A 23,975-nucleotide genomic window follows, 5' to 3' on the forward strand; every position below is an offset into this window, starting at 1 on the left:
GGCCCGGTCATTTCGGTCAGACGGCGTAGGGGTCGCGCTGACCGATGTACTGGACGGTCGAGTACTCCTCGATGCCCTCGGCAGCGCCCTCGCGGCCCAGACCGGACTGCTTGACACCGCCGAACGGTGCGGCCGCATTGGAGATGACACCGGAGTTGTATCCCATGAGACCGAACTCGAGGCCGTCCGCCATGCGGTACATCCGGGCGGCGTCGCCGGTGAACACGTAGGACGCCAGACCGTACTCGGTGTCATTGCCCAGGGCGATCGCCTCGGCCTCGTCACTGAAGGTGAACACCGGGGCGATCGGACCGAAGATCTCCTCGCGGAAGACGCGGGCGTCCTTCGGGGCGTCGACAATGACCGTCGGGGCGAAGAAGTGCCCCGCGCCCTCGACCGGAGTGCCGCCCACGATGGCCCGGCCACCCCTGTCCACGGCGTCGGTGACGAGAGACTCGAGGTTGGCCACGGCCTTGGCCTCGACCATCGGTCCCACGTTCACACCGTCGTCGAGACCGTTGCCGATCTTCAGGGCGGCGATCTTCTCCGCGAACTTCGCGGTGAACTCCTCCGCGATGCCCTCCTGCACGAGGATACGGTTGCCGGCGGTGCAGGCCTCTCCACCGTTGCGCATCTTCGCGGCCAGGGCACCCTCGACAGCGACGTCGATGTCGGCGTCGTCGAAGACGATGACCGGGGCATTGCCGCCGAGCTCCATGGAGGTCCGCAGCACATTGTCGGCGGCAGCCTTCAGCAGGGTGACACCGACGGCGGTCGAACCGGTGAAGGAGACCTTGCGCAGCCGGTGGTCCGCCATGAGCGGGGTGGAGATCCCGGAGGCGGACTTCGAGGACACGATGTTGAGGACACCTGCGGGCAGGCCGGCGTCCAGCATGGTCTGGGCGAAGTACTGCGCAGTCAGGGGGGTGAGCTTCGCCGGCTTGAGGACCATGGTGCAGCCTGCGGCGACGGCGGGGGCGACCTTGCGGGTCGCCATCGCCAGCGGGAAGTTCCAGGGGGTGATCAGCAGGCAGGGGCCGACCGGCTTGTGGCGGGTGGTCATCTGCAGGGTGCCCTCCGGAACCACGGTGTGGCGTCCGTAGTGGCGGACAGTCTCCTCGGCGAACCAGCGGAGGTACTCCGCACCGTAGGTCACCTCGCCCCGGGCCTCCGCCAGGGGCTTGCCCATCTCCAGGGTCATCAGCGTGGCGAAAGTCTCGGCACGCTCGGTGACCAGTTCGAAGGCCCTGCGCAGGATCTCGGAGCGGAACCTCGGGGAGGTCCGTGCCCACTCCTCCTGGGCGGCGACCGCGGCGTCGAGGGCGGCCACGGCGTCCTCACCTGTGGCGGAGGCGAGGGTGGCGAGCTTCTCCTCGGTGGCGGGGTTCTCGACGTCGAAGGTCGCGCCGTCGGAGGAGTCACGCCACCGGCCGTTGATGAGCAGGCCGGTGGGGACCTTGGCGAGGACGGCGGAGATGTCTGTCATTGCTTGTCCTTATCTGTGAAATCTGTGGGATAGATGGAACTCTGTGAACTTTCCGGACCACCGGAGTCCGATGTCGCGGAGTTCGGGGTCGTGGAGTGGACCTGGACGGTCTGCTTCCCGGCCTCAACAGTAGGCGCAGCGGCGGCGACGGGGGAGACACCGGGGGCGTCGAAACCGTCCTTCTCCGCCCACCCGATCGTGTCCTCCGGGGACGCTTTGCCGGCCGGTGCCTCGGTGAAAACACCGTCGTTCTCGCCGCGGAAGAAATCCCGGGCGAAGAATATGAGGCACAGCAGGATGCCGGCGACGAATCCCCAGCTGGCACCCTTGGTGGCGAGGACCGCGGCGATCACACCGGCGATCCCCAGCTCGGTGCGGGACCTGGCCTCGAGAAGACCGACCCGGATGGACACGAAGCCCTGGATGAGCAGGGTCAGTGCGAGGGCGACACCGAGGACCGGCTGCATGAGCGAGACGATCGGCAGCAGCCACAGTCCGGTGTTCGTCCCCCAGCGGAAGGATCCGACACCGCTGAAGATCGACTGCATCGACTTCCGGCCCTTCTTGTACCTCTCGACGGTGGTCACGGTCATCGCCGCCCACAACGGGCCGCACATGGCGGTGTCCGGACCGAAGATGCTCATGAAGGTGTTGCGGAAACCGACGATGAGGTGCGAGCGGTTCTCGCTGTACTCGATCTTCCGGTCGGTGCGCACCTCATTGGCCTCGTCGAGGATGGCCCGGGCCTGGATCACCTCGCCGAAGACGACGATGTAGGTCGCCAGGGCGGTCGGAACGGCGGTGAGGAACATGGAGGCGGGCGGGAAGCCCACACCGAAGACGGTGTACTCGCTGTACAGGGTGGCGAAGTCGGGGGTGCTGAAGCCCCATTCGATGCTGGGCCAGGACGCCTCACCGAACAGGGGGGCGACGATCACCGCGGACAGCATCGCCGGGAGAATTCCCAGGTTGCCCACGAACCGGGCCCACCGGTAGTGCAGCTGCCAGCGCTGGAACATTTTCGAGTACAGCAGGAAGAACGCGAAACCGACACAGATGGTGATGGCCCACGGGAACTGCTCGAACCTGCCGCCTTCCGTGAACAGTCCCTGGATCGCCGCAAGTCCGGCTCCGACGACGATGCCGGCACGCATCGCGTTCGGTACGACCCGGACCACCTTCGCGGCCAGTCCGGTGGCACCGAGGAACAGACAGAACACGCCCAGCACTATCTGGAAGGCCACGAGCGCGTGGACACGGTCGTCCATGTCGTAGTCCTGCAGGTAGAGCATCAGCAGGGGGATCGCCGGGGTGATCCAGCCGGGGACGACGGGGTCGCCGAGCAGATGGTGGAGCAGGTAGAGCAGTCCGTTGAGGACGACGATCGACAGGGCTGCCTCGAAAGGCATGCCGAGCAGTTCGGTCATCAGCGGGATGGCGCTGAGGTCGACAGCGCACATGATGAGACCCTGGGTGTAGTCCTGCCACTCGAAGCGGTAGTGGACACCGGGAAGGTTGACGGAGAAGGGCCCGACCTTCCAGGGCCTTGCGAAGTTACGTGACATCGGGGTCCTTAATCGAAGAGGATGACCTGGCGGACGGCCCTGCCGTCAGCGAGTTCGTCCATGGCCTCGTTGATCTGGTCGAGCCGGATGGTCCGGGAGATGAGCTTCTCGATGGGGAGCTTGCCGGAGCGCCACCAGTCGGCGAACTTCGGGATGTCGCGCTGGGGGACGGCGGAGCCCAGGTAGCTGCCGATGATGGTGCGCGCCTCGCCGGTCACGACGGCGGGGGCGATCTCGGCCTTGGCGTCCGGGTGCGGCAGGCCGACGGTGACGGTCCTCCCTCCCGGGCGGGTCGCGGCGAAGGCGGTCTCGAAGGCCCTGGGGTGTCCGGCGCACTCCAGGGTGTGGGTGGTGCGGATGCCCTTCTCGGCGACCTCGGCCGGCGTGTAGGCTGCGGTCGCGCCGAGCGACCGGGCGAGCTCCAGCTTCTCGGGGAGTGCGTCGACGGCGATGACGTCGCCGCCCTGCCCGTCGGCGGATTCCGCGACCGCGGAGATGAGCGCGGAGATACCGACTCCGCCGAGTCCCACGATCATGACGGATTCGCCGGGCTGGCGCTGCACGGCGTTGAGCAGGGCCCCACCGCCGGTGAGGACCGCACACCCGAGCACGGCGGCGATGGCCGGCGGGACGTCGTTGCCGATCTTGACCAGGGAGGCACGGTCGACGACGGCGTAGGTGGCGAAGCCGGAGACTCCGAGGTGGTGCTGGACGGTCTCTCCGTCGCGGGTGAGGTGACGGGTGCCGTGGAGCAGGGTTCCGGCGGTGTTGGACGCCGTGCCCCGCTCGCAGGGAAGACGACCGTCGGTCCGGCACCCGTCGCACTCACCGCAGCGGGGGAGGAAGGCCATCGTGACCCGCTCTCCTTCGGTGAGGTCGGTGACCTCGGAGCCGGTTTCCACGACAAGTCCTGCGGCCTCGTGGCCCAGCAGCATGGGAACCGGGCGGGGCCGGTTGCCGTCGACGACCGAGAGGTCGGAGTGGCACAGCCCTGCCGCCTCGACGCGGACGAGGACCTCCGTGGGTCCTGGTGCGGTGAGGTCGAGCTCGCTCACGGTGATCGGGGTGGTCTCGGCGTAGGGCCGCTGTCGTCCGATCTCCTCGAGCACTGCTCCGGTGATCTTCATGGTTGTCGCCTCTCTGACGTTGACGGATTTTTGTACGCTGAATCACAGTAGGATCACCTTCCTTCTATCGGAAGTGGCAGATTGTCCACCGTTCTGTCAATATCAGTGCATGGGTGACATATCGGAGGAGTGGCTTCTGCTCAGGCTCCAGTCGGCGACAAAGCTGACAGAGCTACGGGACACTGAAACCACACTTCAACTGGTCGTGAGGCACACACGAGGGCTCATGAAGGCGGACATGGCCTACGTCAGCTTCACCAACTTCGACAGCAACGAGACAGTCATACGCAAGACGGACGGAGTGCGGACCGGGGAGTACGCCAGCATCCGGCAGCCCCTCGGCACCGGCGTCTTGGGGCGGGTCGCCATCGGACACGCCCCGTACTGGACCTCCGACTATGTCGTGGACGAGAAACTCCACCACATGGGGCAGATCGACGAGATCGTCCGGGGGGAGGGGGTCCGGGCACTCCTCGGAGCCCCGCTGTCGGTCGCAGGACGTGTCATCGGAGCACTTCTCATCGCCTACCGGACCCGTCGGGATTTCACCGACGCCGACGTCAGGCAGCTCGAGTCCCTCGCAGAACAGTCCGCTGTGGCGATCGACAACGCACAACGGCACGAACAGCTCATGGCCCTGGTCGAACAGTCAGGCGGTGAACAACGCCGCAGTGAATCCGACATCGCCGAGCTCTCCCGCGGGCTCGACCTGGACCGCCGGCTCGTCGAGGCGGTCGCCTCCGAACTCACGGCGTCCTCCCTTCTGGCCATCGGGGCACAGGCGCTGGGTTGTGACCTGTGGCTCACGGATCCGTCAGGGCAACGCGCCGTGGCGTCCTCCACCGACGGTCCCGCCCCGGAGCGTTCCTCCGGAACATTCCTCACCGTCACCGCCGCCGGACAGCAGTTCGGCCAGCTGCTCACCGACCGTGCACTGGGGGAGGCGGAACAGACCATGCTCGAACGCGTCAGCCTCCACGTGGCGCTGTGGATGATGCTCACCCGGGCCAGGGAGGCCGTGGAGCTGCGCGACGGGACAGAAGCCGTCACCGCACTCGTCAGCGGAAAGCTCGACGCCGACGGAGTGCGCACAGTGATGGAGGAGTGGTGGCTGCACCACACCGACCGGTGGTGCGTGATCGCACTGGAGACACCCGAACCGGTGGTCGACAGGGTGGTACGTGCCCTGTCAGCCTCCTCCACCTCCCCGGTCCTCGTCGCACCCCACGACGGGCACATCTGCGTGATCAGCGGTGACGGCCGCTGGGTCGAGGGACTGTCCGTGCTGTTCGCCCACCGGGGCTGGCGTCTGCGCGGCGGATTCAGCTGGGTCGACGGGGCCCCTGCGGGACCCGACGGCCTGGCCGCCGCACACCGCAGAGCTCAGCTGGCCCTGTCCTCCCAGGTCCACCTGGACCGGGACGGACTGTCCGACGGTTCCGGGCTCGGCATTCTCGCCGCGGTGTTCCACCTCGCTGCGCGGGGCGAACTCCCCCCCTCCCTCGTCGCCGATCTCACCCCCCTGGTGGAGCATGACGCCGCCCACCGCGGTGACCTCCTGCACACTGCCGACGTGTACTTCGCCGCCGACGGCAGTGTCGCCAGGACAGCGACCCTGCTCGGGGTACACCGCAACACCGTCCGCCAACGCCTCGAACGCATCGCCGAGCTGCTCGGTGAGGACTGGAACCGGATGCCGCGCAAGCTCGACCTCCAGCTCGCCCTGCGGGTCCACGCCCTGTCACGCGACCCCCGTAGCTGAGCCCGGACCCTCACCGCCCGCCGTGCCCACCGCGGCAGTAGATTGTGCCCCATGGCGGATACCCCCGAGAACACCCCTGACCCGCACACCCCTGACCCGCACACGCGTGCCCTGCTGGACATGGTCGAGGACCAACGGAAGATGGGGGAGGAGGCGGACGCCGTCCTGCGCCTCGGAGCCATGCTCATGGCAGCAGGCACCGGCGGATACCGGGTCATCCGGGCGATGAAACGCGCCGCCCGTGCACTCGGATTCGACCGGGTGGACGCCGTGGTCTCGGTCAACGACATCACCTGCACCTTCCACCGCGCCGGGCGTTTCCGCACCGTCGTCGTCAACCACGACAACCCTGCGGTGGACGCCTCGCGCATCGAGGCTCTGGAGAACCTGAGCCGCACCCTGGACGGCCACCTCACCGCCGCGGAACTCAACACCGAACTCGACCGGGTGGAGCAGCTGGTCGGCAAAAGGTGGCCGGTGTGGGTCCAGGCGCTCGCCGCCGGCCTGGCCTGCGCCGGATTTGCGGTGCTGAACCACTACGCGCCGGCGGAGTGCGTGCTGGTGGCGCTGGCGGCCGCGGTCGGTCAGACGGCGCGGCACTACTGTGCCCGGCACCGGCTCAACCAGCTCGGCACCACCGCCATCGCCGCCGTGACCGCGTGCCTGGTCTACCTGGCGGTGTCGAAACTGCTCATCGCGGTGGGGGCCATCGGGTCACCGGACTTCACCATCGGTTACGTGGCCTCCGTCCTCTTCCTCATACCGGGCTTCCCGCTGTTCTCCTCCCTGCTGGACCTGAGCCGTTTCGACCTCACGGCCGGCCTGTCCCGTCTGGCCTACGCGACCACGGTGATCTTCACCGCCACGATGTCGGTGGCGGTCGTGTCGCTGGTCACCGGACTCCAGCCTCTGCCGCCGGACCCTGCCGTGCCGGATCCGGTGTGGTACCTCGCCGCGGCGGTGGCCACGGCGGCAGGTATCGGAGGTTTCGCCGTACTGTTCAACTCCTCCCGCCGTATGGCGCTGGTCGCGGCGTTGATCGGTACCGTAGGCAATGTCCTCCGGCTGGTTTTCGTGGACGCCGGTATGCAGGCCCATCTCGCGGCTTTTCTGGGGGCGCTGGTTGTCGGCCTCCTCGGTGCGGTGCTGACCGGACCGACACGCCTGCCCCGGATCACCTTGACCGTCCCCGCTTCAGTGATCATGGTTCCCGGCCCGTTGATCTACCGGACCGTGTACTACCTCAACAGCGGGGACATCGACAGTGCCCTCGGTACGGCCGCCACCGCCAGTCTCATCATCGTGGCGATCGGCGCCGGGCTGGTGGTCGCCCGGATGCTCACGGACAGGGCATGGACCTTCGGTCGCCATATCGCGTTTCCGCGTCAGGGTGATCAGGGTGGGGGTGGAGCAACCCCGGAGGGAACCGGTACAGACAGAGTGGTCTAGTCTGGGAAACTGCAAGACGTTCCCCGAGGAAGGCACACCATGTCCACACCGCTTTTTCCGCTCCACCGCAACCGCACACACCGCACCGGACACCGTCACAGGGGCCGGGTCGTCACCGCGGCACTGCTCACCGCGGGGCTTCTCGCCGGAGCCACGGCCTGCGCGGATGACCAGAACGGCGGTACCGACGGGCACACCGTACGGGTTGCGGCGTCTCCGGGGCCGTACACCGAACTGTTCCGTGACGGGGTGGCGCCGATCCTCGAGGACGAGGGCTACACCGTGGAGTTCCAGGACTTCAGTGAACTGCAGCAGGCGGACATAGCCCTGCAGGAGGGCAGCGCGGACCTCAATGTCGACCAGCACACCGCATACATGGAGGCGTTCAACAGTGATTCGGGTGCTGACCTGGCTGCCCTGACGAAGATCCCCACTGTGCCGGCAGGGCTGTTCTCCTCCCGGCACACGTCCGTCGACCAGGTCGCCGACGGTCAGACGGTCTCCATCCCGGACGACACCTCCAACACTTCCCGGGCCTACCGCATTCTGGTGCAGGCGGGGTGGCTGACCCTGAAGCCGGGGACGGATGACACGAAGATCACCGCCTCAGATATCGCCGAGAATCCGCACAACCTGAAGATCAGTACGGTGGATTCGTCGATCATCCCCCGCAGTCTCGACGACGTCGACTGGGCGGTCATCCCCGGTGCGCGGTCCTATGCCGCCGGTACGGATCCGAAGCTGCAGGTTCTGCAGGAGCAACTCCTGCCGGCGCTGATTCTTGTGGCGGTGACGACATCGGGCAAGGGGGGTTCGGACTGGGCGAAGGCGGGTGTCGCCGCGTACAACTCCGACCGTTTCGCCGAGTACATGGCCGGGCACAATGCGGACAACTACTGGTTCGTGCCGGAGCGGGAGGGCGCTGCCGCGGGGCAGTCCGGTCAGGCAGGGGAGACGACGTCGACTGTGGCGTCCGGTGACGCCGCATGACCCTGTTCGACGAGACTCTGGGTCTGCTCCGGACCCTGGTGCGCAACGCCTGCGTCAATGACCTCACCCCTGACTCCGGTGGGGAGGTCCGCAACGCCGACGCCCTGGAGGACTTCTTCGCCGCCGAGATCGCCGCCGGACGCGACTCCGGGGCCGTGACCGTGCAGAGGCTTGAACCCCGCCCCGGCCGCACCAGCATCATCATCACCGTCCGCGGACACGATCCGGACGCCGACCCCCTGACCTTCCTCGGTCACACCGACGTGGTTCCTGTCGACGCGGAGCACTGGACCCGTGACCCTTTCGGTGCCGTGACCGAGGGAACCGGGGAGGACGCCCGGATCTACGGCCGGGGCACCGTCGACATGCTCGGTCTCACCGCCCCGATGGCCGCGGTGACCAGGGAGGTCGCCAGGGAGGCGGTGTCCGGGCGTCCTCCCCGCGGCACGCTGACCTTCGTCGGGGTCGCCGACGAGGAGGCCAGGGGCGGGCTCGGCGCGAAATGGCTGGCACAGGAACATCCTGACGCCCTGGACTGGCGGAACTGTGTGTCCGAGACAGGTGGTTCCCATCTTCCGGTGTCCGACGGCACAGATGCGGTGGTGGTGACCGTGGGGGAGAAGGGAGCGGCGCAGCGCCGGCTGCATGTCACAGCTGAACCGGGGCACGGTTCCCAGCCCTGGGGCAGGGAACTGGCCGTGGCGAAGATCGCGGAGGTGGCGCGACGGATCGTCGAGTTCACCCCGGAGGTTTCCCGGGACCCGCTGTGGTCGGGGTTCGTGAGCGCGTTCCGGTTCTCCCCGGAGATTGAGGCTGCCCTTCTCACCTCCCCGGAGGAGGACGACTACCGTGCTTTCGGCGAGCTGGCCCGCTACGCCCACGCCGTGTCACATCTCACGGTCGCTCCGACGGTGCTCTCGGCGGGTGGGGCGATCAATGTGCTGCCCAGTTCCGCCTACCTGGAACTGGACATCCGTACCCTGCCCGGGCAGACCGACGATGACGTGGACGCCGAGCTGCGGCGTGCTCTCGGTGACCTGGCCGACGAGGTCAGGTTCGAGCGCCTGATCTGCGAGCCTGCGGAGGTCAGTCCCGTCGACTCCGCGTTGTACCGGGCGATCGGGGAGACGGTGGGGGAATTCTTCCCGGACGCCACGGTTGTGCCGGTTCTCTCGGCAGGGGGCACCGACCTGAGGTTCGCCCGGAGGTTGGGCGGGGTGGGCTACGGTTTCGCCCTCAACACCAGGTCCCGCAGTCTCGCCGACGTCAATGCCCAGCTCCATGCCCATGACGAGCACCTTTTCCTGGATGATCTCCGGCTCACCCTGGAGGCGTACCGGTCGTTGGTCCACAGGTTCGTGGGGTAGCCGGGGCACCCGGCAGTGCCGGGACCGTCGGCGATGTCGTGGAGGGGTCGTCTCCCCGCTACCCCCTGAGTGGACTGCGTCACGTGATCACGGGGTGCGCGCGCTAGCATCGACGGGGTGAAGAGACCGCCCACCATTGCTGACGTCGCCGAGGCTGCCGGCGTGTCGAAGGGGACAGTGTCCCTGGCGCTCAACGGCAAGGGCAGGGTGAGCGAGGAGACCCGGGAGCGGGTACGCCGGGTTGCCGCCAGCCTGAACTACCGTCCTAATGTGCGTGCCCGGCGTCTTCGTGGGGGGCGGTCCCATTCTGTGGCGCTGATGACAACTCTCCCGGACGCCGTGGTCGGCGGTGACTCCCACCTCAGCTTCCTTCTGGAACTGGCTCTCCCACTGTCCCGGCGTCTGCTGGAACAGGGGTACTCGATGCTGCTGATCCCTCCTCTGGACGCCGATGACCGTCAGCGGGTGCTCGACGACATCGATGTCGACGGGGTGGTTGTCGTCGATCCGCTCCGGGTGGACCCGGTGTGTGAGGCACTGCGTTCCAGGGGGGTTGTCGTGGTCACGGTGGGGGAGGTGCCCGATCTGGAGGTTGACGGGGTGGTGTCCCGGGGTGCTTCCGGTGCGGACGTGGCCCTGGGTCACCTGGTGGACCGTGGCGCACGGAAGATCGCTGTCGTGGTCTCGTCGGAGGAGAACTCGGTGTCGAGCAGTGTCCGGCAGTATGTCGGACGGTGTGTGCGGGAGCCGCTGCTGCCGGACGGTGTCGGGCTGGTTGTCCTGGATGCCCCGGTGGGGGAGGGGGAGTCCGGAGGCCTCAGGGTGGGCCGGGAGCTCTTCCGGTCTGACCGTGAGGTTGACGCGGTCTACGCACCCACGGACGCGGTCGCGGTGGGGGTGCTTCGGGCGGCCCGTGAGGCGGGACGCCGTGTTCCGGAGGATCTGCTGGTGTGCACCAACTTCAACGGGCCGCGGTCACAGAACGCCGAGCCGCCGCTCACCTCCCTGGAACTCGATTTTTCTGCGCTTGCGGACGCTGCGGCGACGATGGTCGTCAGATGTGGGGAATCGTCTGACGGGCACCGGGGCTACATGGAGGTCCGTCCTCCCCGGCTGGTACCCCGGGAATCGACGGGGGAGCTGAACCCCGGCGCGTGACGGGGGACGGTCGGCCGGAGGTCTGACAGGACAGACGGGGCAGGCGGGACAGGCGGTGACCGGGGCGCATATGTCGGGGATGTTTCGTGGTCCGGGCCGGAGGCGTGCCGGCGGGGGCGGATCGTGTCGCCGGGGTCACCTCTGATTTCCCTGCTGTAAAAAGTTCCGGACCGGAGTGGACAGTGGCGTCCTCAAAGGTGCTAAATCGATTTAGCGATCAATGAACGGTCACCAGGACACGATCCGGTGAATGACCGCTGCACCAACTGTAGGAACACCCGCTGACGGATCCGGAGGATCACCGTGACGAACACAACTCTCACCACACCAGCCCGCAGATTCCTGTCCCGGAGCCCCGGACGCCGCATCCTCGCCGGCGTCCTCGGTCTGACCACCGCGGTGGCCCTGGCGTCCTGCTCCGGCGGAGATGATGAGGGCGCCCCGGACGCCGACAATCCGACCCAAGTCGCCCTCCAGTTCGGCTGGACCCCGAACGTCGAGAACATGGCCGCCATCGTCGCGGAGCAGAAGGGCTACTTCCGCGACGAGGGGCTGGACGTCGAGATCCTTCCCGGCGGCCCCGAAGTCGCCGCCGATGCCCAGGTCGTCTCCGGAAACGCCGACATGGCCATTCTCACCAGCGAGTCGCTGGCCAATGCGGTGGCCAACGGTGCCCCGCTGGTGGCCGTCGGAGCCGTCTACCAGAAATCCCCCTCCGTCATTCTCACGACCGACGGATCCGGCATCAACACCCCCAAGGACCTCGAGGGAAAGAAGTTCGGCATCTCGAAGACCGACCACCGGGTCTACGAGCCCTTCTTCACCTCAGAGGGCGTCGACCTGTCAAAGATCGACATGGTTGACACCGGCGCAGACCCGGCGTCCCTGGTGTCGGGAGAGGTGGACGCCATGTCTGCCGTGGCAGCCAACCAGCCGGTCGTCCTGCGTCAGCAGGGAGTCGTCACCAAGGAGATCCCCCTGGCGGACTACGGGTTCAACCGGTGGTCCGGAGCACTGACAGTCCGCAGCTCCGACCTGGCCGATGACGCCCAGCGGCAGAAAGTGCTGGCGATGGCCCGCGCCATCGAGAAGGGACTGGAGACCGCGGTGGCCGACCCGGACGACGCGGCGACCGTGGTCTACGACGCCTATGCCAGAGACCTCGGGCTGAGCATTGAATCCCAGAAGGAAGGGGCGAAGATCTGGGCGGACCTCGCAACCTCGGCGAACAACCGGACCACGCACATCGCCGAAATCGACGACGCCGGCGTGGCATCCCAGCAGGAGTTCTTCGACAAGACCGGGATCAAAGGGACCGCCTCGCAGCTCTACGACGTGGCCGCGAGCAGGGAGGCCTTCGGCGATGAATGACACCCGCACCGCGGTGGGGCTGAGTGCGGACCACGTCAGCAGATGGTTCGGCTCCGGCAGGAGCCGGGTCCGTGCGCTCGAGGACGTCACCTTCTCCACCGACGAAGGCTCCTTCACCTCACTGATCGGTCCCTCCGGGTGCGGCAAGTCCACTCTGCTCCGGCAGTTCGCGGACCTCGACGAACCCAGTTCGGGAAGCGTGAGCATCTTCGGACGGAACCCGCAGGAGGTCCGCTCCTCACACAGGATCGGGGTCGCCTTCCAGGACTCCGCACTCCTTCCCTGGCGCTCCGTCGAGGCGAACATCGCCCTGCCCCTCCAGGTCGCCGGCAGGCCGGTGGACCGCAGGGCGATCACGGACCTGATCTCCCTCACCGGATTGACGGGGTTCGAGAAGGCCCGCCCCGCCCAACTGTCCGGCGGCATGCGCCAGCGCGTCGCGATCGCCAGGGCACTTGTCCTGGAACCTGAGGTCCTGCTTCTCGACGAGCCTTTCGGCGCCCTCGACGACATGACCCGCGAACACATGAAGGTCGAGCTGCAGCGGATCTGGTCGGAGCGTCCGACAACCACCCTGCTGGTCACCCACTCCCTGGAGGAGGCGGTGTTCCTCAGCGACCGCGTGCTCGTGCTCGCCGCCCACCCGGGACGCCTCGTCCGGGAGATCGACATCGACCTGCCCCGGCCCCGTCACCCGGACATGCAGCGCACCCCGGAGTTCCACGCCTACCAGGATCTGCTCAGCGAGCAGTTGTTCGCTGCCCGACCGGCCGGACCGGTCGGGCAGGACTCTGCACCCCTCACAGGAACGTCATCATGAGCACAACCGGTACCTCAACCACACCGTCAACCACACCGTTGCGCAGTACGGCCGGCGCCGGGTCAGAGACTCCCCCGGACATCGACGGTTCCGGTCCCCTCCGCTCCGGCACCCGGATCCTCCCACGGGTCCGGCGGTACCGCGCTGCCGCAGCATCGGGGCTGGTGGTCCTGGCAGGGGTACTTGTCCTCTGGCTCCTCCTGGCCACCGTCCTCCGGTCCTCCCGGTTGGTGCCCTACCCCTGGGAACTGGTCTCACAGATCATCGGTGACGCCACCCTGCTGACAGACAACGGCGAAGTCACCCTGACCACCGCAGCCAAAGGACTTGTCCTGGGTGTCGGTGCCGTCATCCCGTTGGCGGTCCTCGGCCTGCTGGTCCGCCCGGCGGAGTCGGTGATCATGCGGGTGGCCGTGGTGATCCATGTCGTGCCCACCGTGGCGATCGCCCCGATCCTCGTGGTCTCCCTGTCCAATGACACCGGCCGGGTCGTCATCACGGCCCTGCAGGTCTACTATCCGGCCCTGGTCGGCATTCTCTTCGGTTTGCGGCAGGCGGACCGCAGTGCCCTCGACGTCGTCCACGTGGCCGGCGGCGGTGCCTGGCAGTCCCTGCTGCGTGTGAGAATCGCGTCTGCGGCGCCGGCATTCGTCTCTGCTCTCCAGATCGCCGTACCTGCCTCAGTCCTCGGCTCGTTGATCAGCGAATTCTTCGGAGCCCACCGGGGACTCGGGGTGGTGCTGGTCAATGCCCAGCAGAGTTTCGAGATCAACCGCACCTGGGCTGTCGCCGTGGTGGTGGGGCTCGTCGCCACCCTCGGCTACGCCGTTGTTGCCCTGGCAGGAAAACTGCTGGTCCCGTGGGCGGCCGGCGAATCGACCGTCGGTACGGCCATGGCGGGCGCGGACGACTACAGGCAGTCCGGCCGCACCATGGCTGCCACAGCCGTCATCACGGCGGCGGTGCTGCTGGGCGGCTGGCAGTCGCTGCGCAGCGTCTTCGGTTTCGAGGCGTTCTTCACCAAGAGTCCCGCCGATGTGTGGCAGATGATGACCTCCGGCCACCCGATGACCGGGGCCCCCGCGTCAGCGTTCTGGTCGGAGTTCGGCCGTGCTCTGGGGCAGACACTCGTCGACGCCGGGATCGGCTTCATCGTCGGCTTCGTCGTCGCGGTGGCTGCGGCCGTCGCCCTGGACGCGTTTCCCCGTGTCCGGACAGCGGTCATGCCCCTGGCGGTCATACTCCGTTCAGTTCCTGTCGCTGCCCTGATACCCCTGATGGTCGTCCTGTTCGGACGGGGACTGGTGGGCGTGACGATCATCGTCACACTCGTGACATTCTTCCCCACGCTCGTCACCGTCCTGCAGGGACTGCAGGCGACACCCTCGGGTGCCGTGGACGTCGTCAAGGTCTCGGGCGGCAGCACCTGGCAGGCGATCCTCAGGGTGAAGTCCGTCTACGCGGTCCCGGCGATGGTCACCGCGGCAAAGGTCGCGGTTCCCGGTGCTCTCGCCGGCGCCACCCTGGCCGAGTGGCTGTCCACCGGAAACGGACTGGGATACATGCTCACCCTGGCTGCCACGAATGCCGACTACAGCCTGCTGTGGACCGCAGGCATTCTTCTCGCGGCCGTGGCTCTCATCCTCAGCGGTGTTCTCGGAGTCATCGACCGAATCCTCATGCGCCGACTCGGCGCCCGGTAACTGGTAACAGAAGGAAGACAATGATTCAGCAACCACAGGAGATCGACACACTCATCCAGAACGCCTATGTCGTCACCTTCGACGACAGGGGAACGGTCATCCCGGACGGCGCACTGGCCGTGCACGGAGGAAAGATCGTCGAGGTGGGGACGACTTCCGATCTGAGGGGGAGGTACAGTCCCGCCGAACGGATCTTCGCCTCCGGCAGGATCGCGATGCCGGGGCTGACGGACGCGCACCTCCATACCGCCCAGACCCTCATGCGCGGACTGCTGCCCACCCTCGGGATGACTCGGCCGTTGCGCTCACCGACCTGGCAGGAGTACCTCGTCCCCTTCGAGAACGGGCTCACCCCCGACGACGTCCGCCTGTCCGGCGAACTCGCCTACAGTGCCATGCTCACCAGCGGCACAACCTCATTCTTCGAGGCAGGGGGACCGCACCCCGACCAGATGGCGGAGGCCGCGGTCACCACCGGGATCCGCGGGGCGGTCTCCCTGTCGACCATGGACGGGGGGAACCGGATTCCCGGTTCCATGACGATGACCACCGACGAGGCGCTGCAGCGCAATGTCGAGCTTGTCGAACGGTGGCCGAAGGATCCGGACGGGTCGACCCGCGTCACCGCCTGCATGTCACTGCGCCAGATCATCACCTGCACCCCGGAACTGGTGCAGGGCATCCACAGGGAGGCCAGGAGCCACGGGGTGAAGGTCCACACACATCTGGTGGAGGGAACCTACGAGATCGACTACGCCCTGGAGAACTTCGGGAAGAGGCCGGTCGACTACCTCCTCGATCTCGGAGTTTTCGACGACACCCTGCACGGTGCCCACTCGATCCTCGCCGGCGACGAGGACATCACGAAGTATGTGGTCCACGGCGTCTCCGCCTGCCACTGCGCGAAAGGCAACTACGCCATAGGAACCCCGCCGGCGGTACGCATGTGGCGGCGTGGGGTGAACATCGGCCTGGGAACCGACGGGGTCGCCAACGCCGGAACCCTCGACCTCTTCCGGGTCGCCGCCATAGCCAGGGTGGGACAGGAGCATGTCGAGGGGATGACCGTCCACAACCGTGACGGGATCGGCCTGGAGGAGCCGTTGCGCATGGGGGTGCTCGGAGGTGCCCGGGCGATGGCCGCAGACAGCTACACCGGCACCCTGGAGAGCGGCAAGCGGGCCGACGTCGTACTGTTACGCACCGACAGTCCGGACGCCTGGGCCTACAGTTCACCGGAGGCGTTCCTGTTCGAGTGCGCCTCGGGCAGGGATGTCGACCGGGTGCTGGTCGACGGTGCCACCGTGGTCAAGGACGGTGAGGTGGTCACCGTCGACACCGGGGAGATCCGGATGAAAGCCGCCGCACGACAGAAGGAACTGGCGAAGAACATCGCCTGAGAAGAACATCGCCTGAGAAGAACACCGCCCGAAAGGAACCCCTGTGACCGTGCCCGTGTACCTGGACTGCGACACCGGAGTCGATGACGCTCTTGCCCTCGGTCACCTGCTGGCGTCCTCACGGGCCGACCTCGTCGGCATCGGTACCGTCCACGGCAACACCGACGCCGCAGGCGCGGCGGAGAACACTCTGCGCCTGCTCACCCTGGCAGGTAGGTCCGATGTCCCGGTCGCCGTCGGTGCGGCGTCACCGTTGGTCGGGGACTTCGCCGGCGGCGCGGTCGCGGTCCACGGGACAGACGGGATCGGAGGTCTGCGCGGTTCCCTTCCACGGCCTGCCTGCGGGCCGGTGGTGGAGGACGCCGCGGACATGCTGCTTCGCCTGTCCCACCGCCACCCCCGGGAACTGCAGATCCTGGCGGTCGGACCGCTGACCAACCTGGCACTGGCCCTGCAGCGGGATCCCTCACTGGTCACCAGGGTGGCGGGTGTGACGGTGATGGGTGGTGCGGCACTGGTGCCCGGCAACGCCACCGCCGTCGCGGAGGCGAACATCGTCCACGATCCGGAGGCCGCGCAGATCACGGTCACGGCGTCCTGGCCGCTGACCCTGGTTCCCCTGGACGCGACGATGCAGCAGACCCTCGACGAAAGCCGACGGCTCCGGCTGTGCGCCTCCGGATCAGCCTTCGCCCGGGCCTGCGGGCAGATGCTCGACACCTACCTCGACTTCTATGAACGGGTGGTGCTGGGTCGCCGTGCCGCGGCACTGCATGATCCGCTGGCGGCGGCGGTGATGCTCGGCGAACACCGGACCGTCACAGCGCCGCGGGTGCCGGTGGAGGTTGACTGCACCCGGGGCCCGTGCCGTGGCCAGACGGTCTGCGACCTGCGCAGTCAACGCCGTGTCCGGGGCGATGTCGAGGGGGCGACGGTGCGGGTGGTGCAGGACACCGCCCCCGGGTACGCCGACCTGCTGGTGGAGATGCTCGACAGGGTGTGAGCAGGCGTGGGACCGGCTCCACCCATCGCAGGATCTTATGTGTCCGGTCCGACGGTGCTGGACGGGTACCCCCGCTCAGGGACACGGGGGCGGGGACGGACATACCATTGGCGGGGAAACTGACACCATCGCTGAAAGGTGAATCCCGTGAAGGCAGCCCGTTACTACGGCAACCACGACATCCGTATCGAGGACATCGACCCCCAGCCCCTGGAACCGGGCACCGTGCGCATCGATGTCGCATGGTGCGGGATCTGCGGCACCGATCTCCACGAGTACCTGGACGGTCCGATTTTCTGCCCCACCGCGGACACCCCCCACCCGATCTCCGGGGAGACCGCCCCGGTCACCCTGGGACACGAGTTCTCCGGTGTCATCTCCGAGGTCGGGGACGGGGTAGACGACCTGGAGGTCGGTGACCACGTGGTGGTCGAGCCGTACATCATCCGTGATGACGTGGACACGTCCGAGAACAACGACACCTACCACCTGTCCGAGGACATGAACTTCATCGGGCTCGCCGGCCGTGGCGGTGGACTGGCCGAGAACATTGTCGTGCGCCGTCGCTGGGTGCACAAGATCGACCCCTCCCTGCCTCTCGACGAGGCCGCGCTCATCGAGCCGCTCTCCGTCGGCTACCACGCCGTGAAGCGCTCCGGCATCACCGAGGACAACGGGGCGGGCAAGGTCGCGCTCATCGGCGGCGCCGGTCCGATCGGACTGCTCACCGCCGCAGTGCTCAACGCCATGGGTGTGAAGGTCGTCATGTCGGAGCTGTCCCCGCTGCGCCGTCAGAAGGCCCTGGACTCCGGTGTCGCCGCGGTGGCGCTGAACCCCGCCGAGGTTGACGTCGTCGAAGAGGTGAAGAAGCTCACCGAAGGCAGGGGAGCGGACGTCGCCTTCGAGTGCACCTCCGTCCAGGTGGTGCTCGACACCCTCATGGCGGCCGTACGCCCCACCGGGGTGATCGTCGTGGTCTCGATCTGGGGCCACCGGTCGGACTTCAACATGCATGAACTGGTCATGAAGGAGATCGACCTGCGCGGCACCATCGGCTACGTCAACTCCCACCCGGCGACGATCCGGCTGGTCGAGTCCGGGAAGATCGACCTGAAGCCGTTCATCACCGGAAAGATCGGGCTGGAAGGTCTGGTCGACGAAGGATTCGACACGCTGATCAACCGCAATGAGACGGCCGTGAAGATTCTCGTCTCCCCGTCCGGTGACAATCTCAGCTGACCCCGCCGGGCGGCGCAGTCCGCGACACTGTTCCGGGTACGGTCCGTCCGACTAGTATGCGGAAACTGTGTCAACTACCGGTTCAACCCCCGCATCTGCCGCAGCCTCAGCCTCCGCCGGCACGGTGACGGCACTGGTCGGGTTCACCAGTTCATTCGTGGTGATCCTCACCGGCCTCCGCGCCGTCGGCGCCTCTGACGCCCAGGCGGCCAGCGGACTGCTGGTGCTGTGCGTCGTCGTCGGAGCCACCACCTTGTGGCTCGCCCTGCGTCACCGGATCCCGGTGACCACGGCCTGGTCAACCCCCGGTGGTGCGATTCTCGGCACCGCGGGTGCCTCTGCCGACGGCTTCGGAGACGCTGTCGGCGCCTTCATCGTCTGCGCCCTCCTGCTCATACTGTCGGGGCTCTGGCCTGCCCTCGGGCGCGTGGCGTCCTCCATCCCCGCCCCACTGGCCCAGGCGATGCTCGCCGGTGTCCTGATGCCGCTGTGCATGAAGGCGGTGACCGGTCTCGGGGACTCCCCCGTGGCGGTCGCCCCGGTGCTGGTGGTGTGGCTCGTCGGTACCATGCTGCTGCCACGGTGGGCGGTACCACTGACCTTCCTCGCCGCCGGGGTGGTCATCGCTGTCCATGTCCTCACCGACAGTTCCGTGTCGCTGGACACCGCGGAGATGCTGCCGTCACTCGAGTTCACCTCCCCGTCGTTCAGTCCGGGGGCGTTGGCAGGGATCGCACTGCCGCTGTACGTGGTGACCATGGCGTCCCAGAATCTGCCGGGGGTGGCGGTGCTCAAGAGCTACGGCTACCGCACGCCCTGGCGTGACTCCCTGGTGACCACGGGGATCGGCAGTCTGCTCGCCGCCCCTGCCGGGGGATCCCCGGTGAACCTGGCAGCCATCTCCGCCGCCCTGGCCGCCTCACCGGAGACGGGTGTGGACAAGGACCGACGCTGGCGTAACGCCGTCTGGTCGGGGGGAACCTACCTGGTGCTCGCGGTCTCGGCGTCCGCGATCGTGGTGCTGGCCTCCACGGCGCCGCAGGGGCTGCTCGCCGCTGTGGCGGGGGTGGCACTGCTCGGAGCTTTCGGGGGCGCGGTCGAAGGAGCCTGGTCTGACCCCCGCCTCCGCCTTCCGGCCGTGGTCACTTTCCTGGTGGCGGCGTCAGGGACGACGTTCTTCGGCGTCGGCGCGGCTTTCTGGGCTCTGGTGGCCGGGATCGTGACGATGGTGCTGCTGCGGGTCACGGAGGGCAGGGCTGTCCACTGATCCGGTGGCCTGAGAGAGTCCGGGACGCTGTATCCGCAGTCCCCGCCACCGGTTGACCGCGGCGGTGATCTCGTGGACCCTCGGCAGGGCCAACGTCCCGGTCACCCGGGGCAGCCTGTCCCAGCCGTCGGTGGTGATCCGGTCGTGTACGCGCCGGGCCCGTGAGCTGAGTGGCCCGGGCTCCGCGGCGATGAGCGGGAGGAGTGCGGCGACCGCCCTGGTCTGGGAGGCGTCGACGAGTTGGGAGCAGGCGGAGAGGTCGATCTCGTCGTCCCCGACCTGTATCGTGTCCAGGTCCCGGGCACGTGGCGGTCGGGAACGCCGTCCCCTGTCACGATTGCCGCCCTGCGCTGCCGTGGACGCGGGGCCTGCGGCGGGCGTCCTGCCCCCGGGCAGCGGGAATGCGGCGCCGGCGGGGACGGGCCCGGCAAGTTCCGCGGCCCGGTCGGTGACATCGACCGGGCGGTAGGCGTCGAGCATGATGACGGTGTCCGCGACGTCGATGAACGCCCCCGAGCCTCCGGCGACGAGCACGGTGGACACTCCGTGGTCGTCGAAGAGGGGACGGACCCGGTCGACGAGCGGGGTGACCGGTTCCCTGTCCGCGGGGACAAGGGCGCGCATCCTGGCGTCGCGGATCATGAAGTTCGTCGCGGAGGTGTCTTCGTCGATGAGCAGGCAGGACGCCCCGGCTTCGCAGGCTTCGACGAGGGAGGCGGCCTGGGAAGTTGATCCTGAGGCGTTCGTGGTGGAGAAGAAGGTCGTGTCCGTGCCGGAAGGCAGGTCGCGGAGGAAGGCGGAGATGTCGGTTCCGGTGACACTGCGGCCGTCCTCCGCCCGCAGTGTCGTCGCGTCCGCGACGGTGACGCACAGTTCACGTCCGTCACCGGGAACGTGGTCGTACACTCCGCGTTCCAGAGCTTTGAGCACGGTGGATTTGCCGTGGTAGCCGCCGCCGACGATGAGGGTGACCCCGGACGGAACCCCCATACCGGTGACGGTGCGCCCGGAGGGGAGCGTCATCCGGGTACGCAGGGAGGCGGGGGATGTCAGGGGCAGTGCGCCGTCCAACGGTTCCTGGGAGTTGCCGGCGGCGCGGGGCAGGGCGGCACCGTCGGCGAGGAAGCCGACGAGTCCGAGGTCGGGAAGCTGTGACCGCAGGTACTCCTGGTCGCGCCAGCAGGTGACGTGCCGTCGTAGCGGGGAGGACGCCCCGGTGTCGATGTCGTGCAGTGCATCGTGGACGACGTGGGGGAGGACGCCGCACAGCAGTTCGACTGCGGCGGTGCCGTTGACACGCCTGCCGTGTGCGGGAAGGCCCGCCTGCATGCGCACCCTGAGGAACTCCCCGTCAGGTCCGGGCACGACGGTGACGCTGCTGCGGTCGAGGATCTCGGGCCCCGGGATGTCGATGTGCAGTGAGCCGGAGCCCCTGCCGCCCCGGGGACTGTGACGGGTCAGGGCACCGGCGACGGCGCGGCCCAGCCAGTCCCGGAGCGGTACCGGGGTGGTGAGAAGCTCGCCGGTGATGCCGGTGAAGGTCAGGGGTACGTCGATCCGCAGGGCGGACGGCGGGGCGTAGGGGTCCGCCTGGACATGGTCGACCGTCAGGACCGGAGCTTCACAGCGGGGGACGCCACCGGGGACGCCGGAAGTGCCGGTGATCGGGAAAGCGCGGCCCCGGAGCTGTCGGTAGCTTCCGTACCCGGCGCCGTCGAGGGTCTCGAGAAGCTCCCTGAGCCCGCCTCGGGCGCGGCCTTGTGGACCACGGTCCCCGGCGTGTCTCCTGCCCCGGTCCCGGTCCGGGTTGTATCTCCGCGGGTTGTATCTCCGGTTGTCTTCACTGCGGTGCCCGGTGCTCATGCCGCAGAGCTTACGCAGGGTGGACGCCACCCTTCGTCGTCCCCGCCATCGCCCTCGCCGGTGTCCCTGAGGTCAACAGGGTCCCCGGGGCGCGCCGGGCACTGCCGCGGGGCCTCAGGCTGCGGGCGACCATCCGAGTTTCGGGGCGAGTTCACCGGCGATGTCGCTGAGGATCTGCCGGTAGTCGGCGTCCTCGAAGGTGAACGGGAGGGCGAAGGCGACTTCTTCGACGGCGCGGAACGCGGCGAGGCTGACCAGCTTCTCGGCGATCTCCCCGGAACTGCCGATGAGGTCGGGTGCGGTGATCATCTTCCGCGGTCCGAACTGCTGGAGCCGGCCCACGCCCACCTCCGCACGGTGGTCGACGTAGGCCCGGTAGCGTTCCTTCTGGTCTGCGGTCGCGTGGTCGGTGGGGATCACGACGAGTCCCTGGGAGACCCTCGGTGTGCCACCTGCGGCGTTGGAGTAGTGCTGTCTGTACAGGTCGATCTGGGAACGCTGGTTGACGTCGAAGTCGTCGCTGACCTCGGCGGAGATCACCGAGGAGGTCAGGAGGTTCAGTCCGTTTTCGGCGGTCCACTGCGTGGAGCCGCGGGAGCCTGCGCCGTACCAGAGCCTGTTGAGGAGGCCGGGGGAGTGGGGCTGCACAGTTTCGGAGTACTCCTCCTGGTTCTCCAGGACGGGGAAGTTGCCGACTCTGTCGCCGCGGAGGTTCTCGATGAGGCGGGTGACCCGGCGCTTGGAGAAGTCCTCCCTGTCATAGGTGTCCGGGTACAGGGCGTCCTTCCAGCCGTCGTACCGGAACGGAGTCCCCACGGAGACCCCGGGGTTGAGCCGTCCACCGGTGAGCAGGTCGACGGTGGCCATGTCCTCGGCGATGCGGAGGGGGTTCTCCGGGCCCAGGGGTGTGACGGCGGTGCCGAGGTTGATCTTCGAGGTGATCTGGGACGCCGCGGCGATGACCGTCATCGGCGAGGTGATCCCGTACTGCATGTGCCGGTTCCGCAGCCAGGCACTGTCGAATCCGAGGTCTTCGCCGAACCGGATGATGTCGAGGGTGTTGTGTATCCCGGTGGCGGGGTCGGCGGGGTCGAAGGTGCCGATGGTGAGGAAGCCGAGCTTCTTCAGGGGCAGGTTCGGGTCATTGTCCGGCGTCAGGGAGGTGACGGAGGAGATGTCCGGGCGGGTCTCTGCCGGGGTGCTGCTGTCTGTGCTCATGGGCGTCAGCTTACGCCAATATAGTTGACGTGTCACTTTAAATTGCCTGAGGGTGATCAGTGCAGGCCGAAGCCCGCCCGCTCCATGATCCGGCGCAGGAAACGGCGGTCGGTCCTCTCCACCGCCCGACGCCCCAGCCGGTTGAGCAGCTGGGCGGACCAGCGGGGGTGACTGCCGTACCGGGAATAGTAGGACGCCAGGGTCGCATCATAACCGGTGAGAAGATCCGCCCTCCGGGCGTCCCGGTCCCCGCCGTCGTCCTCGCCGTCGTCTCCGGTGCGGGCATAACTGTCATGGTGGAGGAACAGATCCATGGGCAGTCTCGGCTTGACCCCGGCATTCTCCTCCGGGTCGGGGTGGCCGAGCTCCAGACCTAGGAAGGGGACCACGGTCTCCGGAACGTCGAGAATTGCCCTGACCTCGTCAAGGTCGTTACGGATCGACCCCAGGAACACTGTTCCCAGTCCGAGAGACTCCGCAGCGACCGCTGCATTCTGGGCGGCGATACCGATGTCCGCGGCGGCGGCCATCGCCTCGTCGAGATAGTCCAGGGCCCCCAGGTCCGTGTCAGGGGTGCCGGCGACCCCGTGGCCCTGTGATCCGGCGTCGGCACCGGAGGTCGCATCGACGGTTCCCCTGGCCCTGGACGCCAGGAACCGGCCGTGCGAGTAGTCGATCAACCAGACCAGGGTGACGGGGGCGTCGACGATGTGGGAGGACATCTGCCGGCCCACCGCCGCCAGCCTCCGGCGCGACTCCGGGTCGCGCACCGCGATGACGGAGACGACCTGCTTGTTCGAGGAACTCGGTGCCGACTGCGCTGCGGCGATGACGGTCCGCAGGGTCGGTTCGTCGATTTCACCGGGAAGCCACTGCCGCACCGAGTGGTGACGCAGAAGCAGGTCGAGGACCGGATTCCACGTCGGCGGGGTGAAATCAGCCGGAGTACCGTACCGTGCGGCCAGGCGGGATGCAGGGTCGGAGGAGGTGGTCCCGGTCGTCGGGGAGAGTTCGGAGGTCACGTCAGTCCTTTCGTCGGTGGCCCCGATCTTACCTGGAGGGGCGCGGTCCATGGTATCTGACCTGCGGGTTTGTGGTGGTGTGGTGGGGTGTGTAGATTATGTCGGGTCGCTGCGGCCGGCTGGGGGTTGTTTTCCTGGGTTGTGGTTCGTGGTGTGCGGTTGTTG

18 protein-coding genes are annotated in these 23,975 nt (G+C 67.7%); 12 read left to right on the forward strand and 6 right to left on the reverse strand.

Annotated features, from left to right (window positions below):
* Positions 1 to 16: 16 nt before the first annotated feature.
* From E0E18_RS13580 to E0E18_RS13590, 3 genes are read right to left on the reverse strand one after another with little or no spacing between them, the layout of a single operon-like run.
* Positions 17 to 1,486 carry an NAD-dependent succinate-semialdehyde dehydrogenase gene (locus E0E18_RS13580; protein WP_066585013.1) on the reverse strand — a complete coding sequence of 490 codons (1,470 nt, stop codon included), beginning with the start codon at positions 1,484 to 1,486 and terminating at the stop codon, positions 17 to 19.
* On the reverse strand, positions 1,483 to 3,051 hold the full coding sequence (locus E0E18_RS13585) for a hypothetical protein (RefSeq protein WP_202616780.1): 1,569 nt from the start codon (positions 3,049 to 3,051) through the stop codon (positions 1,483 to 1,485). Before E0E18_RS13585 ends, E0E18_RS13580 begins: the two co-directional genes overlap by 4 nt.
* An 8-nt stretch (positions 3,052 to 3,059) precedes the next feature.
* Positions 3,060 to 4,178, reverse strand: coding sequence for an alcohol dehydrogenase catalytic domain-containing protein (locus tag E0E18_RS13590; RefSeq protein WP_066585018.1), 1,119 nt, complete (start codon positions 4,176 to 4,178; stop codon positions 3,060 to 3,062).
* 109 nt (positions 4,179 to 4,287) lie between these two features.
* Between E0E18_RS13590 and E0E18_RS13595 the strand changes: the two genes are divergently transcribed.
* The 12 genes from E0E18_RS13595 to E0E18_RS13650 all read left to right on the forward strand — a co-directional run bounded on the left by E0E18_RS13595 (position 4,288) and on the right by E0E18_RS13650 (position 19,707).
* A complete protein-coding gene (locus E0E18_RS13595) occupies positions 4,288 to 5,940 on the forward strand; it encodes a helix-turn-helix domain-containing protein (protein WP_110481603.1) in 1,653 nt (550 codons plus the stop codon).
* Positions 5,941 to 6,081: 141 nt separating this feature from the next.
* The gene (locus E0E18_RS13600) at positions 6,082 to 7,389 is read left to right on the forward strand and encodes a threonine/serine exporter family protein (protein WP_066586137.1); all 1,308 of its coding nucleotides are present in this window, start codon (positions 6,082 to 6,084) and stop codon (positions 7,387 to 7,389) included.
* 39 nt (positions 7,390 to 7,428) lie between these two features.
* Positions 7,429 to 8,379 carry a MetQ/NlpA family ABC transporter substrate-binding protein gene (locus tag E0E18_RS13605; protein WP_130841840.1) on the forward strand — a complete coding sequence of 317 codons (951 nt, stop codon included), beginning with the start codon at positions 7,429 to 7,431 and terminating at the stop codon, positions 8,377 to 8,379.
* Positions 8,376 to 9,746: a M20/M25/M40 family metallo-hydrolase gene (locus E0E18_RS13610; protein WP_130841842.1), complete on the forward strand. Its 1,371-nt coding sequence runs from the start codon at positions 8,376 to 8,378 to the stop codon at positions 9,744 to 9,746. The genes E0E18_RS13605 and E0E18_RS13610 overlap by 4 nt, the downstream gene beginning before the upstream one ends.
* Positions 9,747 to 9,863: 117 nt before the next feature.
* Positions 9,864 to 10,904 carry a LacI family DNA-binding transcriptional regulator gene (locus E0E18_RS13615; protein ID WP_110481600.1) on the forward strand — a complete coding sequence of 347 codons (1,041 nt, stop codon included), beginning with the start codon at positions 9,864 to 9,866 and terminating at the stop codon, positions 10,902 to 10,904.
* A 303-nt stretch (positions 10,905 to 11,207) separates the two neighbouring features.
* On the forward strand, positions 11,208 to 12,275 hold the full coding sequence (locus E0E18_RS13620) for an ABC transporter substrate-binding protein (protein WP_161972315.1): 1,068 nt from the start codon (positions 11,208 to 11,210) through the stop codon (positions 12,273 to 12,275).
* On the forward strand, positions 12,268 to 13,095 hold the full coding sequence (locus E0E18_RS13625) for an ABC transporter ATP-binding protein (protein ID WP_130841846.1): 828 nt from the start codon (positions 12,268 to 12,270) through the stop codon (positions 13,093 to 13,095). Before E0E18_RS13620 ends, E0E18_RS13625 begins: the two co-directional genes overlap by 8 nt.
* Positions 13,092 to 14,798 carry an ABC transporter permease gene (locus tag E0E18_RS13630; protein WP_130841848.1) on the forward strand — a complete coding sequence of 569 codons (1,707 nt, stop codon included), beginning with the start codon at positions 13,092 to 13,094 and terminating at the stop codon, positions 14,796 to 14,798. Before E0E18_RS13625 ends, E0E18_RS13630 begins: the two co-directional genes overlap by 4 nt.
* Positions 14,799 to 14,818: 20 nt before the next feature.
* Positions 14,819 to 16,198, forward strand: coding sequence for an amidohydrolase family protein (locus E0E18_RS13635; protein ID WP_066585040.1), 1,380 nt, complete (start codon positions 14,819 to 14,821; stop codon positions 16,196 to 16,198).
* Positions 16,199 to 16,241: 43 nt separating this feature from the next.
* Complete coding sequence (locus E0E18_RS13640) at positions 16,242 to 17,201, forward strand: nucleoside hydrolase (protein ID WP_130841850.1); 960 nt, start codon at positions 16,242 to 16,244, stop codon at positions 17,199 to 17,201.
* A 147-nt stretch (positions 17,202 to 17,348) separates the two neighbouring features.
* Positions 17,349 to 18,440 carry a 2,3-butanediol dehydrogenase gene (locus E0E18_RS13645; protein ID WP_130841852.1) on the forward strand — a complete coding sequence of 364 codons (1,092 nt, stop codon included), beginning with the start codon at positions 17,349 to 17,351 and terminating at the stop codon, positions 18,438 to 18,440.
* Between the two features lie 67 nt (positions 18,441 to 18,507).
* Positions 18,508 to 19,707, forward strand: a complete 1,200-nt coding sequence (locus E0E18_RS13650) for a benzoate/H(+) symporter BenE family transporter (protein WP_130841854.1) — start codon at positions 18,508 to 18,510, stop codon at positions 19,705 to 19,707.
* Here the strand turns inward: E0E18_RS13650 and E0E18_RS13655 are convergent.
* The 3 genes from E0E18_RS13655 to E0E18_RS13665 all read right to left on the reverse strand — a co-directional run bounded on the left by E0E18_RS13655 (position 19,603) and on the right by E0E18_RS13665 (position 23,861).
* Positions 19,603 to 21,570 carry an ABC-ATPase domain-containing protein gene (locus E0E18_RS13655; protein WP_130841856.1) on the reverse strand — a complete coding sequence of 656 codons (1,968 nt, stop codon included), beginning with the start codon at positions 21,568 to 21,570 and terminating at the stop codon, positions 19,603 to 19,605. The genes E0E18_RS13650 and E0E18_RS13655 overlap by 105 nt on opposite strands.
* 114 nt (positions 21,571 to 21,684) lie before the next feature.
* Entirely contained in the window at positions 21,685 to 22,788 is a 1,104-nt protein-coding gene (locus E0E18_RS13660) for an LLM class flavin-dependent oxidoreductase (protein ID WP_130841858.1), read from the reverse strand.
* A gap of 56 nt (positions 22,789 to 22,844) precedes the next feature.
* The gene (locus E0E18_RS13665; protein WP_130841860.1) at positions 22,845 to 23,861 is read right to left on the reverse strand and encodes a nitroreductase family protein; all 1,017 of its coding nucleotides are present in this window, start codon (positions 23,859 to 23,861) and stop codon (positions 22,845 to 22,847) included.
* Positions 23,862 to 23,975 lie beyond the last annotated feature (114 nt).

The sequence above is a fragment of the Corynebacterium neomassiliense genome (assembly GCF_900626215.1).
Lineage (GTDB): Bacteria > Actinomycetota > Actinomycetes > Mycobacteriales > Mycobacteriaceae > Corynebacterium > Corynebacterium neomassiliense.

Bases quoted from the DNA above. Each gene is read 5' to 3' on its own strand.
- E0E18_RS13580 (WP_066585013.1), bottom strand. From the start codon at position 1,486: ATGACAGACATCTCCGCCGTCCTCGCCAAGGTCCCCACCGGCCTGCTC.
- E0E18_RS13585 (WP_202616780.1), bottom strand. From the start codon at position 3,051: ATGTCACGTAACTTCGCAAGGCCCTGGAAGGTCGGGCCCTTCTCCGTC.
- E0E18_RS13590 (WP_066585018.1), bottom strand. From the start codon at position 4,178: ATGAAGATCACCGGAGCAGTGCTCGAGGAGATCGGACGACAGCGGCCC.
- E0E18_RS13595 (WP_110481603.1), top strand. From the start codon at position 4,288: ATGGGTGACATATCGGAGGAGTGGCTTCTGCTCAGGCTCCAGTCGGCG.
- E0E18_RS13600 (WP_066586137.1), top strand. From the start codon at position 6,082: ATGGGGGAGGAGGCGGACGCCGTCCTGCGCCTCGGAGCCATGCTCATG.
- E0E18_RS13605 (WP_130841840.1), top strand. From the start codon at position 7,429: ATGTCCACACCGCTTTTTCCGCTCCACCGCAACCGCACACACCGCACC.
- E0E18_RS13610 (WP_130841842.1), top strand. From the start codon at position 8,376: ATGACCCTGTTCGACGAGACTCTGGGTCTGCTCCGGACCCTGGTGCGC.
- E0E18_RS13625 (WP_130841846.1), top strand. From the start codon at position 12,268: ATGAATGACACCCGCACCGCGGTGGGGCTGAGTGCGGACCACGTCAGC.
- E0E18_RS13630 (WP_130841848.1), top strand. From the start codon at position 13,092: ATGAGCACAACCGGTACCTCAACCACACCGTCAACCACACCGTTGCGC.
- E0E18_RS13635 (WP_066585040.1), top strand. From the start codon at position 14,819: ATGATTCAGCAACCACAGGAGATCGACACACTCATCCAGAACGCCTAT.
- E0E18_RS13655 (WP_130841856.1), bottom strand. From the start codon at position 21,570: ATGAGCACCGGGCACCGCAGTGAAGACAACCGGAGATACAACCCGCGG.
- E0E18_RS13660 (WP_130841858.1), bottom strand. From the start codon at position 22,788: ATGAGCACAGACAGCAGCACCCCGGCAGAGACCCGCCCGGACATCTCC.
- E0E18_RS13665 (WP_130841860.1), bottom strand. From the start codon at position 23,861: ATGGACCGCGCCCCTCCAGGTAAGATCGGGGCCACCGACGAAAGGACT.